Genomic DNA, 15,253 nt, shown 5'->3' on the forward strand with positions numbered 1-15,253 from the left:
CCGTCATGAATATTACAGGGCTTGTTCAAGGAAGGCGGCTTTCCAGTCATCAGGCTGCATTCCTTCCTGATACAGGGTGTCGAACAGTTTCAGGTTGTCTTCGCTCCCGCTCAGCATTTTGGTAAGTTTCCCGAGGCCCGCTAAATCCATTTTCGCCATCGCCACAAAAGGCCGGGTTTCACCTGCGCGTAACGGCGTTTTCAGGACCACCATGTAGCGCTCACCCGCATCGAGATTTTTGACGATGTCGTACACGTTTTCCGGCACTTTCATCTTTTCCACGTAATCACCCCGGCTGGCCTTCGGGTTGGCGAGAAAAATCTGCGTACTGCACTGCTCGATAATCGCCGGGGCAATCGGGTGCTTAACGATTTCGTCAGGCGACTGGGTGGCGGGGACGAAGATGCCGTTCAGCTTGCGGATCACTTTCAGCATATTGAGCGAGAAGCGGGAGAATTCGACATCGGCCAGCCATTTCCAGAACTCGTCCATGAACATTACCAGCCGGCGACCGTCCAACAGACTGGTGACGCGGTAAAGCAGATAAAACGTAATGGGGCCGCGAATATCGTCATCATCGAGAAATTCCGTACCGTCGATACCCACGTTATCAATGTTGCTGATGTTGAAGGTGTCCTCCTCATTATCGAATACCCAGCCGAACTCGCCGCCCTGCGCCCACTGTTTAAGGCGAATACGTAGCCCGTTGAGGCGGGCGTCGGTGGTGGGCGGCTCCGGCAGGACTTCCAGCAGCCGGGTGATACCGAACTTGCGGTATTCCGGCGGGTAGTCGAGCAAAATGGTATCTACGGCGGCACTGATCCGCTCCTCATCGCGCGGCTCGAGCGGCTTGCCGTTGCGGCGGCACAGCATGCGCACCAGCCGTTTGATAAAGCTGATATTCCGCCGGGTTGGGGCCAGCGCAAAAGGATTGAACCCGGTAGGCACACCGGTGCGAATACGGAAGTAGCGTCCGCCCATCTGACGTATCGCCATCTCCGCCGCCCGGTCCTTGTCGAAATACACGGTAGTCAGTTGCTTAAGAGGGGCTGATTCAGAGAACGTCGCCGGATTGCGGTACTTCTGCATCAGTTGCTGCATCATGGTCATCAGTATCGTTTTCCCGGAACCGGTCTTACCGATGATCGCCGTGTTACCCGGCGTTTTTTCTTTGAAGTCATCCCGCCCGCTCTGGCTGTCGTGCAGGTTCAGGTAATACCCGCCACCGCCAGGGGATTTGAGGATGGCGATGGCGTCACCCCAGGGATTGCCGCTCCGCTGGTGGGGATGAAAGTTGTGCAGGCTCGCCAGGTCAGCAAAGTTCTGGCTGCTGACGGCCACCAGACGGGGGCGCAACGTATACACCCCCGGCAGTTGCGCCAGATACGCGGCGGGCAGCGACAGCGTGGACAGCGTCGTCATGATGCCGAGGTCGGCGAAAGGCTGCGCCAGTGCGTTGGCATCCTTCACCACCTGCTCGGGGCTGTCTGAGGATACCAGCAGGGAAAAGTGGTATTTTCCGCATGAGACATGCCCGGACTGGAGCAGGTCACGCAGTACAATCAGCTCTTCACGCTGCGAAATGGCGTCGTCATCCGCCGAGTTCAGGCGCTTTTCCGCCAGGCGAATATGCTTCTGCGCCTCATCGCGGGCCATGCAGGTGAAGGACTGCGTCAGCACATACTCGCTTTCGGCATACAGCAGCGCGTCCAGCAGGCCGGTCGCGGTCTCCGGCGAATAATCTTTGATTTCCAGACTGCGGAAAAAACGGGAACTGCCGATGGTCTGGCACTCGGCGGTATCGGTGGTAAAAAAGACATCCGGCGTGCTTAATGTTTCATAAAACGGCGCAGGCGTGACCGCCACCTTTTGCCACTGGCCGGTGAGCAGACGGTGATAAAAGGACAACTGGGCGGAATATACCCGCCCGTTATCTTCATACATCCCCAGCGGCGTCGCCGTATAGCGGGACAGCGCGGAAGTCAGTGCCTCCCGGTATTCCAGCATCACTTTCAGGGCATCATCCAGCGCCGCTTTGCGTTTACCGGACGGTTGCGCCTTCATGGCCTTTTTCTCCAGCGGAGAGAAGGGCGCGTAGCAGACGGTGAAAAACAGCCGGTGCCGCCAGAACGGCTTTTCGTGGATCGGCTGGTAATACCGCCGGGTCACTTCATCAGAAAAGGGAATGCCTGAATTTGCGTCAAAGGCATCGTGATATTTTTCCCGGATACGGTGAAGATAGAACGTGACCGGCAGACCTTCATACGCCCGAATAACGTTATTGAGATGCGTCGCCATTAACGTCAGATGATGTTCATCCTCGCATTCAAAAACGGTGCCCTCCAGCTCCCAGCTGGCAACCAAATCACCCTGGCGGTTTCTGATGACGTGCGGGTGAATATGGGAGGAATACGGAATGTATTTATCCAGCGTAACGCGCTCGTTTAACTTCATTTTTTCAATAAACTCCGAGACCTCGACGGCGTCATAGCGGTTTGCCAGCAGGGCGTTGGCACCAAAATGTTTATTGGTGCCAAAACGGCCACGGGTTTTAAAGGCCAGCCAGATCAGGCCGAAATAGTGAATATCGGTTCTGGCCTTTGCCTTCATCTCCAGCCAGGCGGGAATAAGCAGTAATATCAAGTAATAGCTGACATAGACCGCCAGCAGGACGATGGCCCCGCTGACAATCACGAACGGCACGAGGGGAATGCCGGCTATGGCGGCAGGTCGCGTCAGCGCTTTGTTCAGCGTAGCCATCGTTACCTCCCTTATGACGCCCAGTAGGCACCGAAACCTGACGCACCGACGATAAGGATGGCGCCAATGATGACGTTGCGCATGTCATGGAGGCTCTTGCCGTCAAACAAGACTTTGTATCCCACCCACATGGTGGCCAGCGTGATGGTAACGGCGGCGAGCCCGAGCAGGCCGGTGGAGGTGTTACTCAGCGTCTCATTGGCTTTATTAAATCCGCTGTCCGCTGCCAGCACCGGGCTTGTCATTAACAAGGAAGAGAGGACGGGCCAGTCAGTCTGTTTTCGTTTCATCATTGTTCCTCCTGGGGGCCGGGAATGGGTAACGCGCCGCGTATCACGGCATTGGGGTAGCGCAGGGATGTCAGAACTGACGTGGCGTTATCGGTAAGCTCGCCACGCATGACGGCGGTGGGGTAACGGATTTCAGGCACGAGCTTTTCGGCGGGTGGTCGCTGCCGGTCTTCCCGCGTTGACGGTACGGCGTAGCCGATGCGCTGGATGTAGCTGGTCTGGTTAAACGCGAATTCCGGCTGTTGGCCGGTCGTGAAATTTCCTGAGTAGTAGCAACTGAGCGCACGCTTCAGGGAACGGCCACGGCGGTAGCAGTCGGTGAGGATGCGCTCAAACACGTACAGGTTGGTACAGGGGTCAAGAAGGTCACGGGCGGTCACGTCGTAATGGCGGAAATTGGTGCTGGTGATTTGCATCAGCCCGACCGAATAACGTCGGCCCTGTGCTGCCAGCCGTCCGGTGAGGCTGATGGCCTCATCCCTGCTGGTGGGGAAATGTGAAATCACGCCTTTGCCACTGGGCAGAATTTCAGCGATGGCATACGGATTCAAACCGGATTCAACCCGCGCCACATCAAGCACCGTGGACGGGTGAATGCTGGGGGCGCACTGCATAGCCGCCGCCAGAAATACGGTGGTGGAAAGCATGATGGCCTCGGAATGGTAAACCGGGCAACGCGTACCGCCATCAGACGGCACAGGGCCGGGAAAGTGGGGGAGGGGCGGTTAAATGGACTGAGTATCCTGTGTCGCGCCGCCGTCATCCCTGGGCTCAAGGAGCACTAACTTGCCGGAGATAGCAATACCGGGTGTCAGCATGATATTCAGGCCAGACTTACCGTTATGAGCGAACGCCACGCCAACCCTGGTCCAATACGTGTTTATTTCGCCCTGTGCATCGGGTTGACTTTCCTGAGTGACGAATACGTGGTAAATGGGTTTTCGCATGACGCCTCCTCTAATAAAAACAACAATGAGTTAAATGAATGTCACATCCCAATTCTGCATTCCGGTTTTAACGGGTCAGCGAGAACATTCAGCGGCACCCTGAATTGTGGTTTCGTGACAGCCCGAACCTTATTTTTAAAGAGCAATACCCGATCTGGGGAAATTAACGACCATTCGGGCAACCATTCTGTAATGACGTTTTCAGGATCAGACATCCGGGGCGGCATATACACGATAAATTCAAAGTTAAAATGAGAGAGATAAATTAGTGGTGGAGGGGTAAACTCTGCGAGAAATAAAAGTAAGTGAAATATATAATAAAGACGACTGTGTATTCATAGTTAATGATAGAGACATGCAGGGGAAATGTTCCTGCATGTCTTTGTGACCATTATTAACGTGTTCGACGTTCAAGTTTTTCCTGGCATTCTGTGCAGGTGGTTATGCCCGGGAGTGCCTGCCGTCGCTTTTCAGGAATGGGCTTACCGCATAGACGACAATGGAATAATGATGGCGTAGACCCTGGCTTAAAACGACTCTGTTCAATCATATCCTCCAGTCGTTGCTCATTAAATTCCTGATCGCGGTCGATCTCATCTGGCATGGGCGGCCCTCCGGTCTGACGCCTCCTGTTCACAAAGTGCGATACGCTTCCAGACGATGGTCAGTGACAAACCTTCGACTTTCGGCAGCAGGGATTGCGTTACTTGCATCATGGCGGCCAGCGCATCGGTCGATTCCAGGTTGGCCACCCGGCATTGTTGCCATTGCAGCCAGATGGCAGTATCCGTATCTTCGTCCGGCTCTGGCGTCCGGCCATAAGGTACACGGACGCCCAGTAACCGGCGGCGAAGGCAAACTTCGTTGGAGGTGAGGCCAAAATACTTGTTGAGTAGCGCAATTGACCCGCCGAGCCGGATAGCATGATTGATACGTTCCTGCTGCAGAACCTCCTCACGGGATTTAGCCAGAAGCAGGTGTAATGCGTCGTGATGAACCGTCACAGCCAAAAACTGCGCAGACTCCCGACTGATGATAAACAGCTCGTCTAGTGATAATTGGTTGAGGGCATTCATTTCGTCGAAAGTGAATCCTAGCGATTCACAGTGACGAACGTTGCCATCTTTCAATGCATGCAGGGCATCGGTTAATACGGCGTAATTAAGTGATGGGATAATCATGGTATTTTCTCCCTTCAGCCTATTGGGCGGCGGACTAATTTAATATTGATCCATTCGTCAATTTCCGATTCGAGCCATGCGACACTGGCCGGGCCAATCTTGATTGAGCGGGGGAAGGTATCGTCTTTCATATACAGATAGATTTGAGAGCGCTTCAGGCCAGTTTTTTCTTCAACCTGTTTCAGACGTAATAACTGATGAGATGTCACGGTATTCTCCTGTGGCAGATATAGCGCTAGCCGGGAGAACACACAACAACACAAAATAGTGGTGTGGAGAAAGCTGATGAGCCCGTATTACGGAAAATACAATCCTTAATACGGGTTTTCATAGCGAAGGGCATCATCTTAATTTTGTGTTGGTAGGGAAGGGGGCGAGCCGCGCTCAAGCGCAGTCTTCAGGGTGTCGCCACTGAATCGATCGGTAATGCCTTTGTAAGTATCCCAGCTTTAGTTCCAGGCACTTTTTGAGATTTCCTGTTTCTGATCCCCTCCCAATATCGGTGCCAGGATAAATCAGAGATCCGGGCCTGTTTGCAGGCTTCGGACAAATTCTGCCGGAGTCTGGTTATTTAACGAAGAATGCGGCCGGTACTGGTTATATTCCTGCCGCCAGTGCTCGATCTTATCCTGAGCATCTTCCAGTGACAGGAACCAGTGCACGTTCAGACATTCATCACGCAGGCTGCCGTTAAATGACTCGACCAGGGCGTTATCCGTGGGCTTCCCGGGGCGGGAGAAGTCCATCGTTACCCTGTTTTCATACGCCCAGCGGTCCAGCGTTTTCGAGATAAATTCGCTCCCGTTGTCCGTCTGTAGCCGCTGGGGTACACGCTGCTTTGTCTGCCTGATCCGTTCCATCACGGCAACCACATCGTCACCGCGAAGCCCCTGGCCTACCTCGATCGCCACGCATTCACGACTAAAATTATCGACTACAGTAAGGCTCGGATCCGGCGTCCGTTGAACAGATTATCAGCAACGAAATCCATGCTCCAGCACTGATCCACAGCGGTCACGGCCGGGCGGATACGCCTGTGCCTGGCCGTCACGTGCCGACGCGGGCGTTTTGACCGCAGGTACAGCCCTTCCAGACAGTAAATCCGATGGGTTTTCTTATGGTTAACCAGCCAGCCCTCGCGCCGCAGCAGGATATGGATCCGCTGCACACCATAACGAATGCGGGTTTCTGCAATCTCCCGTATTCGCTGCGTGAGGTACCGGTCATCGCGGCAGCTGCGGTAGTTGTAGACCGTCCGGCTCTGCATCATCAGCCGGCATCCCCTGCGAACCCCGATGCGGTACGCCGCCAGCAGGTATTCTACCGCCTCGCGTTTCTGCACCGGCCTCAGAACTTTTTTCGGATGACGTCCTGCAGCATTTCCTTGTCCAGACTGAGATCGGCGACCAGCCGTTTCAGGCGGTGATTCTCTTCCTCCAGCTGGCGCAGACGGCGTAGTTCCGTCACGCCCATGCCGCCAAACTTCTTCTTCCAGTTGTAAAAAGTAGCCTCAGAAATGCCCATCTTTCTGCAGACTTCCTCCACCCGCGTACCCGTTTCTGCCTGCTTCAGGGCAAAAGCGATCTGCTCTTCGGTATAACGCGTTTTTTTCATGCCGGATGACCTCATTTGTTCAGGGAAAGAAAGGCCGGAAACCCCACTTTACGCCGGTACTGAACAAAGGGAAGAGATCACCTTATAGCTGCTCGGCTGATACTACCTTCTTGGATTATAGCCAGAAAGGTTCTTAATAGATTCCAGTCAAGACGATCGTGTATTTGAGACATTCGGTTGTCCGGTCAAGTTGATTAGTCCGCCAGAGGCTGTAACTGGCAAATTGAGCTCAGCAAAATTGCGTTGGCTATGACCATCTCATTTTCTGGTCTGAATATCCTCTTTTAACGATTATTTACTGTAAACGGCAATACTTTCTTCCCCCTTTCTTCTGCGGTAAACGATGGTCAGACCGATAAACCAGATTGGAGAAATCAGCAGACCCATTCTGGTATCTGCTCTTAAGGAGAGCACTATCAGCATAAAGAGAAAGAATATCAGGCAGGCATACGACATGATTTTACCGCAGGGCATTTTGTAATTTGAGCATCTGTGCAGATCCGGTCTGGTTTTTCTGTAAACCAGCCATGAGACGATAATCAGGCTCCAGATAGAGATCAGTAAAATAGCCGACATGGTGGAGAGTAGCGTAAAGGCCGACATCACGCCGGGCATGACGAACAGGATGGCGACACCACACAGCATACAGAATCCTGAGAGCAGTAGTCCCCGCAGCGGGATATTCGCGGAAGATAATTTTTTAAGCGATCTGGGTGCTGCATTATTTTTTGCCAGCCCGAATAGCATTCGGCTGGTAGAGAATACGCCGCTGTTTGCTGAGGAAAGTGCGGAGGTCAGTACGACGAAATTAATGACCGCTGCGGCTGCGGGGAGGCCCGCTAGGGTGAACAGTGAAACAAATGGGCTCTTATCTACAGAAATGTGATGCCATGACGAGACCGCAATAATACAACCCATCGAGAGCACGTAGAAAAGCAGAATACGCACTGGAATTGAATTTATCGCTTTGGGTAAGGTTTTTTCTGGATTTTTGGTTTCCGCCGCCGTCACGCCGATAAGCTCTATGCCGACAAAGGAAAATAGTGCGATTTGGAACCCGGCCAGGAATCCGGTGAGACCATGAGGAAATAGAGTGCCCTGTTCGGTTAAATTTTTGAATGAGGCTTTGACGCCATCGGGTGACGTATATCCGGTGAACGACATCCAACAGCCTGCGGCAATGAGCGCGATAATAGTGACAACTTTGATGATAGCGAACCAGAACTCCATCTCACCAAAGAGTTTCACTGACAAGATATTGAGGAGCACCAGTATGAGAAGTGCGCCGAAAGCAGGTACCCATAGAGCTAAATCAGGATACCAAAACTGCATATAGCCGCCGATTACCACGACGTCCCCGACGCAGGCAACGACCCAACTAAGCCAGTAGGTCCAGCCAACAGCAAAGCTCGCCCAAGGGCCTAAATATTCGCCGGTAAAATCGGCGAAAGTATTATAACGTGGGTTAGAAAGAAGCAACTCTCCCAGTGCCCGCATGACAAAGAACAGAAAAAAACCAATAATCAAGTAGGTAAAGATAATTGAAACACCAGACAGGCTGATGGTTTTTCCCGATCCCATAAAGAGTCCGGTACCTATTGCCCCACCAATGGCAATGAGCTGAATATGACGGTTATCGAGCTGTTTTTTTAACTTTCGGGTATCGGATGGTGCCCGGCAATGACTTGCCGAAATATTGTTATTGTGCATAAACCACTCCGGTGTTAATTGGGTCATTTGCGCCGAACTAAGCTCGGTGACCGACGGTTTTAGACCCGACCTGATGTCGGGCTAATGAGAAACTATAGGGGTATCAGCAATAGGCCATGCGCCTTTCGAGGAAAATTTCACAAAGCATGCAACGTGCGCCACCGCCACCGAGATCTTCAATAATGTCTATTGGACCTAGTGCCAGCCGTGCGTAGCTCGAAATTTCAAGTTTTTGAGCCGTGGTAAATGCATCCCACGCACGTGTAGACATGGCATAGACGGGTTTTCCGAGCTTATCTTTCAGTTCCAAAACGTTGCAGGTAAAAGACTCCATCTGGTCAAACGTCACATTAATGATGGTTTTTCCAGTGCTGTTAAGGTGATCAACGAGCTGTTTTCGCTCATTGAGTGACGTGAGTGCCTCCAGACAAACGATGGCAAAGCGGCTGCCGACGCTGAGCATTACATTGGTATGATAAATAGGCTGTAGATTGCGGTCGTGGGCATCAAACCACATAATGGGATATCCCGACAGACGTTCAAACTCTTCACCGACCAGATGTGAGCTGCGCGATGACCTGCATGAGTAGGCTATTTTGTTGTCGTGATCGAGGATCAACGAACCTGTACCCTCAAGATACCGGCCCTGCTGCTCGTAGGATGAGAGATCTATGCGTTTATTCACCACAAAATCAGTGGCTAACTGGATGATAATCTCTTGTCGTCGCTCACGCCGGCGGTTAGGTGCCTCCATTGGGAAGGTGTAAAGCGTCCCATCCTCCAGCATAGCAATCCAGTTATTGGGAAAGAGCGAGTCGGGCGTGCCGTGTTCGGCGATATCGTTGATGATATGCACCTCGATATCGGCACGCTTCAACGCGAGCACATAGTTGTCGAAGGCGGCTTGCGCTTGGGTTTGCACATCGCCAATATCCCCGAGGCATTTCTGGAAAGTGTTGCTTGCCTGCGTCTCGGGATTACTCATAAATGCGGCGGGCCTTACCATTAATACCCTGTTAGTCGTCTGCATGACCCTTACTCCGGATTGCACAGCAGGCGATAGAGATCGCGGGGATTTTCAGGCTGCGGCACTAGATCGATAGGTTTGCCAAGATTGAGCTTTTCTGCAATATCGTACATCAAGCGTAGTGCTGAGAAGTCTTCAATCGCGAAGCCGACTGAATCAAAAATGGTGATGCTTTCCTGAGAGAGACGACCCGCTTTGGTACCGCAAATGACTTCCCACAGCTCGGTGACGAAAAAGTCAGCTGGCATCTGCTGGATTTCACCCTCAATGCGCGTTTGCTCAGGGAATTCGACAAACACATCGGCTTGAGTCAGGATTTTGCCCTCTAACTCGGTTTTACCCGGACAGTCGCCCCCCACGGCATTTAAGTGCATGCCAGGTTTAATCTGTGAGGCGCGCAGGATTGTAGCGTTGGTTTTATCGGCCGTAATGGTGGTAATAATCTCGGCATGCGCCACCGCCTCGTCAACTGAGCGGCAGAAGTGAAGCCTGATACCCTGATACCTGTTGAGATTACCTATCAGTTTTTCAGTTGCTGAAGCGTCGATATCATACAAATAGAAATCAGTCACTCCCAGAACCTCATTAAACCCGATGATCTGGAACTCGCTCTGTGCGCCGTTACCAATAACGGCCATCGTTTTAGCGCCCTTGTTGGCAAGATATTTAGCGGCCACGACTGAGGTTGCCGCAGTGCGTAGTGCAGTTGCCAGAGTGAATTCACATAGCAGCAGTGGGAACCCCGTTTTCACCTCGGCCAGCGCCCCAAATGCCATCACGGTTAACTGATTATTTAGCGCATTTTGCGGATGCCCATTAACGTATTTGAAACCGTAAAGCTCAGCATCGGCGGTTGGCATCAGTTCGATGACACCGATATCAGAATGGCTGGCAACCCGTGGCGTTTTGTCGAACTCCGGCCAGCGTTTGAAATCGCTCTCAATATAATCAACGAGTTGTTTAATGAATGGTGCAACGCCAGTTAGGTTAACCAGCTTGCGCATCTCTGCGAGATCGATAAAGCGTGTCATTGAAAATTCTCACAATTGTCATAAAGAACGATAGTATGTGAAAACAAATTGACTTGAGGTAGTTGTAAAGTTGTTCAAAAAGTATAAATAATTGGCATATTGAATATTGATATAAGCATATTGATTAAATGAACGATACCGATCGCCAGATCCTTGCCTTACTAAGAGAAAACTCACGTATTTCTGTAACCGATATCGCAAAAAAAGTGCGAATATCGCGAACCACGGCACAGAAGCGTATCGAGAGTATGGAGGCTGAAGGTATTATTACCGGTTACACCATTAGAATTAAGCCTGGCGTTGAGAAGAACCGCATCAGGGCCTGGATGAGTGTGGCGGTAGAAGGGGCAAAAGCCCCAGTGATAGTCCAGCAGCTGCGCGGAGAACCGGCAGTGCATACCTTGCATACCACCAACGGGAAATGGGATTTGCTGGTGGAGTTACGGGCTGACAATTTGGAGATCTTCGATCAAATCCTGGGGCGTATTCGGCGGATTGAGGGGATCTATAATACAGAAACCAGCATCCTGCTCTCCACACGCAAGGCTTAGAGTAGGGTAATGGGAGTTGGTACATCGCTATATCATACTATACACACGGTAATAGACACCAATTCACAAGAAAAATAACGTGGTGGAGGTGTAAGTAAACGGGACAAGCCCGGAGAGGACAAAAAAACACAGGAAGGGTGAATGAGGGAAGTTACTAAGCCCGTATTAAGGATGTCGTTATGCTTAATACGGACTTTCAGGTTAAATTGAGTAATATCATTTAAATTTGATGTTTAGGTTGATGTGGGCGAACCGCGCTCAAGTGCGGTTTTTAGTGTGTCACCACTAAGATGATCGGTAATGCCGTCGGCTGATGCCCATTGTTCAAAGATGGAGAGTAGTTTATATGGCTTGTTGATTAATGGGCTTATGGCCTCATTATTCCTACAGGAAAGCCAGAACAGACGGGAGAGTGGTGTTGATATTCTTGTTGAAGATGAATATGATGTTTTATTTTTAACGGGGAGTTCGATTATTTTTTCAAGTTCTGTACGCCGGATTACAAAACTTGCATCTCGTGGTAATTCATAAATTGGGAAATATGCGTATTTTCCTTTATTCTGAGATAAAAAATGTTCGTGAATATCAGGGGTGATATTTTGAGGTAATCTCCTAACTTGTTTTTCTATCCGTTCCATCCATGTGATTTTTTCAAGTAAGATAAATAATTTACCATAAATAAAAACTGAAATGCCATGATTTGTTTCATTAGCTCCTTTAATGGGAGAGGGGATATTGAGAGTTCGAGCCAGTAAGCGTTGCACCAAAACATATTCATACCCCGCTAATGTTGTATCAATAACCATTTGCATAGGTGAAATGGCTTCATCACCAGTACTGATAATTAAATTCCTCCCCTGTTGAAAACAGTTATGGTCTACCAGGCATAGTTGGTGTATTGGCGAATTCTCAACAGGACGCAGTTTTACTTTGTTGTTAGAAAACTGGATTTTCTTTAATATGACAGGTGACTGAAAGTAAATGGAAAGGTAGATGTTTCCAGATAAGGCTTGACGATAAATGTCACTTATTGTCAGGCTTTGATTCCCCCTTTGCCTGGCTAGATCAACAGCTTCTTGTATAGTCACCCAGTCTGGCATTATGTTTCGGAAATTTAAAATGATGTTTTTTTTGACATAGTACAACTCCTTTCATGCAACAGTATCTTTGATAAAATAAAAAAAGATAATGTTATTTGATGGGAATTTTAATATATCGCCGTAACAATATAAAAGTGAATATTGAGTGATTGCGAATTGTTATGTTTTTTAAAACAATTTAAAAAATATTAGTGCTGGGATTTCAATACTAAATATATGCGGCTGAAGGTAGTGCTTTCGCTCATAATCAATGGCCTGACTACGGTAATACGTAAGAGTTATACAAGTAGCAGAGATGGTTTTAGATGTATTATTCTTTGTTATTTCGCCGTCGTCAGTACCTGGTTAAAATCAGTGGAAAAAAGGCTGCCTATTCTTTTTTACCCTTCTGACAGCAATTTATGCGCTATCGCTAAAGCTTCTTCCTTCGAAGATGTTATAATCAAAGGATAGCCCCAGAATTTTTCATATACGATAGAAAAAGGTTTGGCCGCAATCCGTTTGGCATTGTTTGGTTCAATATGGATTGAGGCTTTGACGAAGGACCGTAATTCACTTTTGTGAGCTTTCATCCAACGTGTAGTTAGCTTCATCTCTTCAGGCGAATGCTCGTGTTTGCCATGAGCAACACCTTCATCGTTCAGGAAAACGAAGACCTCATTACGAGCAAGCAGAGCTTCGAACTCTTTAAACGGGGATACATCTGGATCATTGCCAGGGGCAGCGATTTGCATCCACACGAAAGGGAACTGAGTAGCATCAATCCGCATAGTAATATTCCTTCCAAATTTTGGTTTCATCTATTGTCATTGAGGGGCAAAGCCTTAGGCTGCAACATACCAGCATGGTTTATTCAAACATACCCAAAAGTCTATAGAACGTCATTGTGATGGTTGGCCATAATATTGCTCAATTCGGCCAGTTCAATGATCCCATCCTGAATTCATTGGCAGGTTAACTTGCGTGTCCGGGATTTCTTCCGTTTCAACGGAGGTAAACACCCTGAGACTGGAATCAGATATACGCAGCGGATATTTACCAGTGGTTTAGTGCCCTTTTGTTACCACTATTGATAAATTTCTCAATATCATAGCCGTTCCTGCACGTCAGTTGAAATGCAGTCATACATGGTCCAAAAACGAAATGAATGAATTTCTGAAGATTTTTGCACGTCATTTCATAAGTGAAGTGCACATAGGCTCCGGCTTCCAGAAGAGAGGTTTGTGTTGAAGGTAAAGGCTGCGTCAGTACGTAAGATGAAACCGAAGTGGTATACAAAATTTCCAGTTTGTTGTCCCTTTCACGTCCATACCGGACCTGATGCAGCCCATAAACCATACAGGGGGTCAGTTTGTAATCCCCCAGAAATGGGACCTCATTTCATCCTGATAACTGGTGAGCAGTTGGGCTCACAGGTATAACTTTGTGTCTGACCTGTTAGCACAGTTTCCGGGAAAGTCATGAAGATTGATTTAGGAAGAGTTAAATCACCTGGGTGGATAGGGAGTAGAAGCCCGTAGGCAGTCCAGTCTGACGAACGTCGATACCTGCCGGGGGACTGACTAAACTGCTTTTTGAAGGCACGTGTAAATGTCTGTTGAGAATCGAAGTGATACTCCAGGGCAATATCCAGAATCGGGCGGTTGGTTAATCGTAGTGCCACGGCCGCTTTTGACAGTCTGCGGGCGCGAATATAACTCCCCATTACGTGACCAGTGACTTCTTTAAACATCCGTTGCAAATGCCATTTTGAGTATCCGGCTTTGAGTGCGACATTATCCAGGGACAACGGATTTGTAAGGTGGTTTTCAAGCCAGGTAAGCAAGTCGAAAATTATTGTACCTTGGTTCATAAATCGTCCCCCATTGTATTCAACAATTGTGAAAGGGAGCGTTTCTGTGCTTCTACTCCCTCTTGCTGTTCTGACAACTTCGCGATACCCACTCCAATGCGAGTTTTCCGGGAAAATTTCGAGTATGTGAATGTTAAATTAAAAATACGCGATTCAGCATTAGACTGCATTGCGAATGTTGGTCATTATATTATTCAATCCTGCCATCTTTTCCCGAAAATTGAGGTCCGATTAAGATCATGTCAAACATAGATTACTCTCTCGATTCTGTTGTACTACCCGATGTCGATAGTATTCCCAGGCCTGTCTCTGTCATGAGGGCTTCAATGGTGTCTACAGGTTGGGAACAGGAACGGCATCAGCATCGCAAGGCGCAACTGATCTACTCGGTGAAAGGTATGTTGAATTGCGAGGTGGAAGACGGCGTGTGGATTGTCCCTCCGCACTGTGCGGTCTGGATCCCAGGTAATTTGCCTCATTCGGCCCGAGGTTCTGGTGATACCGAGTGTTATTGTTTGTTCGTTGAACCAGACGCGGCGCCAGGGCTTCCTAAAACCTGTTGCACTATTTCAGTAGAGCCATTGATGCGAGAATTATTGTTGAAAGTGGTTGGTTTTCCCCAGCTATACCTGACAGATGGCCGTGAGGGGAGATTAATAGCAACCCTTTTGGATGAATTGTCTTTAGCTCCTGTGGAAGATCTTCATTTGCCAATGCCTCGCGACAGGCGACTTCGTCAGCTTGCAGAAATGCTTTTAGCCGATCCTACAGACAAATGTTCTTTAGGTGTATGGGCACATCGTATCGGCATGAGCGAGCGAAGTATGAGCAGGCTTCTGTTACAGGAAATAGGAATGAGTTTTGGTCGCTGGCGTCGACAGCTACATGTGATCCTTTCACTGCAACGTCTTACAAAGGGCGAAAGTGTGCAGACAGTAGCACTGGAGCTTGGTTATGAGAATGCCAGCGGATTTGTCACCATGTTCCGGAAAGCATTGGGCAAACCGCCTGGTCGTTACCTAATTGAACGAATGGCGGGTTCTACGGGGGGGGATTCCGCCCATATGCCTGGCATCATTCGTTTGGAATAAACGTTGCGCCGCTCTTAGCATTCCACATATTCAGAAAAACTCATTTTTGCCAGGCACAATATTGACTGTATTGAGCAATATTCTGGCCGGACGTCGCTA

Annotated in this window: 14 protein-coding genes and 2 pseudogenes; 2 read left to right on the top strand and 14 right to left on the bottom strand. The window is 49.4% G+C overall.

The genetic code is table 11. The features are described 5' to 3' along the window. Positions 1 to 12: 12 nt before the first annotated feature. The 11 genes and pseudogenes from HV314_RS10375 to HV314_RS10425 form a co-directional block, all read right to left on the bottom strand. Positions 13 to 2,760, bottom strand: coding sequence for a VirB3 family type IV secretion system protein (locus HV314_RS10375; RefSeq protein WP_181547976.1), 2,748 nt, complete (start codon positions 2,758 to 2,760; stop codon positions 13 to 15). 11 nt (positions 2,761 to 2,771) lie between these two features. Beyond that, complete coding sequence (locus HV314_RS10380) at positions 2,772 to 3,050, bottom strand: TrbC/VirB2 family protein (RefSeq protein WP_181548102.1); 279 nt, start codon at positions 3,048 to 3,050, stop codon at positions 2,772 to 2,774. After that, positions 3,050 to 3,697: a lytic transglycosylase domain-containing protein gene (locus tag HV314_RS10385; RefSeq protein WP_181547977.1), complete on the bottom strand. Its 648-nt coding sequence runs from the start codon at positions 3,695 to 3,697 to the stop codon at positions 3,050 to 3,052. Before HV314_RS10385 ends, HV314_RS10380 begins: the two co-directional genes overlap by 1 nt. A gap of 78 nt (positions 3,698 to 3,775) precedes the next feature. After that, positions 3,776 to 3,997 carry a hypothetical protein gene (locus HV314_RS10390; RefSeq protein WP_064360500.1) on the bottom strand — a complete coding sequence of 74 codons (222 nt, stop codon included), beginning with the start codon at positions 3,995 to 3,997 and terminating at the stop codon, positions 3,776 to 3,778. A gap of 394 nt (positions 3,998 to 4,391) precedes the next feature. Continuing rightward, positions 4,392 to 4,601, bottom strand: a complete 210-nt coding sequence (locus HV314_RS10395; RefSeq protein WP_076945521.1) for a TraR/DksA family transcriptional regulator — start codon at positions 4,599 to 4,601, stop codon at positions 4,392 to 4,394. Further along, positions 4,591 to 5,178: a DUF2857 domain-containing protein gene (locus tag HV314_RS10400; RefSeq protein ID WP_064360501.1), complete on the bottom strand. Its 588-nt coding sequence runs from the start codon at positions 5,176 to 5,178 to the stop codon at positions 4,591 to 4,593. The genes HV314_RS10395 and HV314_RS10400 overlap by 11 nt, the downstream gene beginning before the upstream one ends. Positions 5,179 to 5,192: 14 nt before the next feature. Beyond that, the gene (locus HV314_RS10405) at positions 5,193 to 5,387 is read right to left on the bottom strand and encodes an AlpA family transcriptional regulator (protein WP_064360502.1); all 195 of its coding nucleotides are present in this window, start codon (positions 5,385 to 5,387) and stop codon (positions 5,193 to 5,195) included. 306 nt (positions 5,388 to 5,693) lie between these two features. Next, positions 5,694 to 6,792, bottom strand: a pseudogene (locus HV314_RS10410) (IS3 family transposase). Positions 6,793 to 7,083: 291 nt separating this feature from the next. Next, the gene (locus HV314_RS10415) at positions 7,084 to 8,502 is read right to left on the bottom strand and encodes an amino acid permease (protein WP_064360505.1); all 1,419 of its coding nucleotides are present in this window, start codon (positions 8,500 to 8,502) and stop codon (positions 7,084 to 7,086) included. Positions 8,503 to 8,605: 103 nt separating this feature from the next. Then, positions 8,606 to 9,532 (bottom strand): citrulline utilization hydrolase CtlX, encoded by a 927-nt coding sequence (gene ctlX, locus HV314_RS10420; protein ID WP_064360506.1) that lies wholly within the window; start codon positions 9,530 to 9,532, stop codon positions 8,606 to 8,608. A gap of 5 nt (positions 9,533 to 9,537) precedes the next feature. Beyond that, on the bottom strand, positions 9,538 to 10,560 hold the full coding sequence (locus HV314_RS10425) for an ornithine cyclodeaminase (RefSeq protein ID WP_181547978.1): 1,023 nt from the start codon (positions 10,558 to 10,560) through the stop codon (positions 9,538 to 9,540). A 128-nt stretch (positions 10,561 to 10,688) separates the two neighbouring features. Here HV314_RS10425 and HV314_RS10430 point away from each other — a divergent pair, with 128 nt between their 5' ends. Further along, complete coding sequence (locus tag HV314_RS10430) at positions 10,689 to 11,111, top strand: Lrp/AsnC family transcriptional regulator (RefSeq protein WP_064360508.1); 423 nt, start codon at positions 10,689 to 10,691, stop codon at positions 11,109 to 11,111. Between the two features lie 233 nt (positions 11,112 to 11,344). On the opposite strand, the gene HV314_RS10435 is transcribed toward HV314_RS10430, so the two are convergent. From HV314_RS10435 to HV314_RS10445, 3 genes and pseudogenes are all read right to left on the bottom strand, one after another. After that, complete coding sequence (locus HV314_RS10435) at positions 11,345 to 12,211, bottom strand: hypothetical protein (protein ID WP_073971300.1); 867 nt, start codon at positions 12,209 to 12,211, stop codon at positions 11,345 to 11,347. Positions 12,212 to 12,591: 380 nt separating this feature from the next. Then, positions 12,592 to 12,981, bottom strand: coding sequence for a hypothetical protein (locus HV314_RS10440; RefSeq protein WP_064360509.1), 390 nt, complete (start codon positions 12,979 to 12,981; stop codon positions 12,592 to 12,594). Between the two features lie 173 nt (positions 12,982 to 13,154). Next, positions 13,155 to 14,063, bottom strand: a pseudogene (locus HV314_RS10445) (helix-turn-helix domain-containing protein). Positions 14,064 to 14,302: 239 nt separating this feature from the next. Between HV314_RS10445 and HV314_RS10450 the strand changes: the two are divergent. Beyond that, positions 14,303 to 15,154, top strand: coding sequence for an AraC family transcriptional regulator (locus HV314_RS10450; RefSeq protein ID WP_064360510.1), 852 nt, complete (start codon positions 14,303 to 14,305; stop codon positions 15,152 to 15,154). Positions 15,155 to 15,253 lie beyond the last annotated feature (99 nt).

Source organism: Citrobacter sp. RHBSTW-00887 (assembly GCF_013728095.1).
Taxonomy (GTDB): domain Bacteria; phylum Pseudomonadota; class Gammaproteobacteria; order Enterobacterales; family Enterobacteriaceae; genus Citrobacter; species Citrobacter braakii.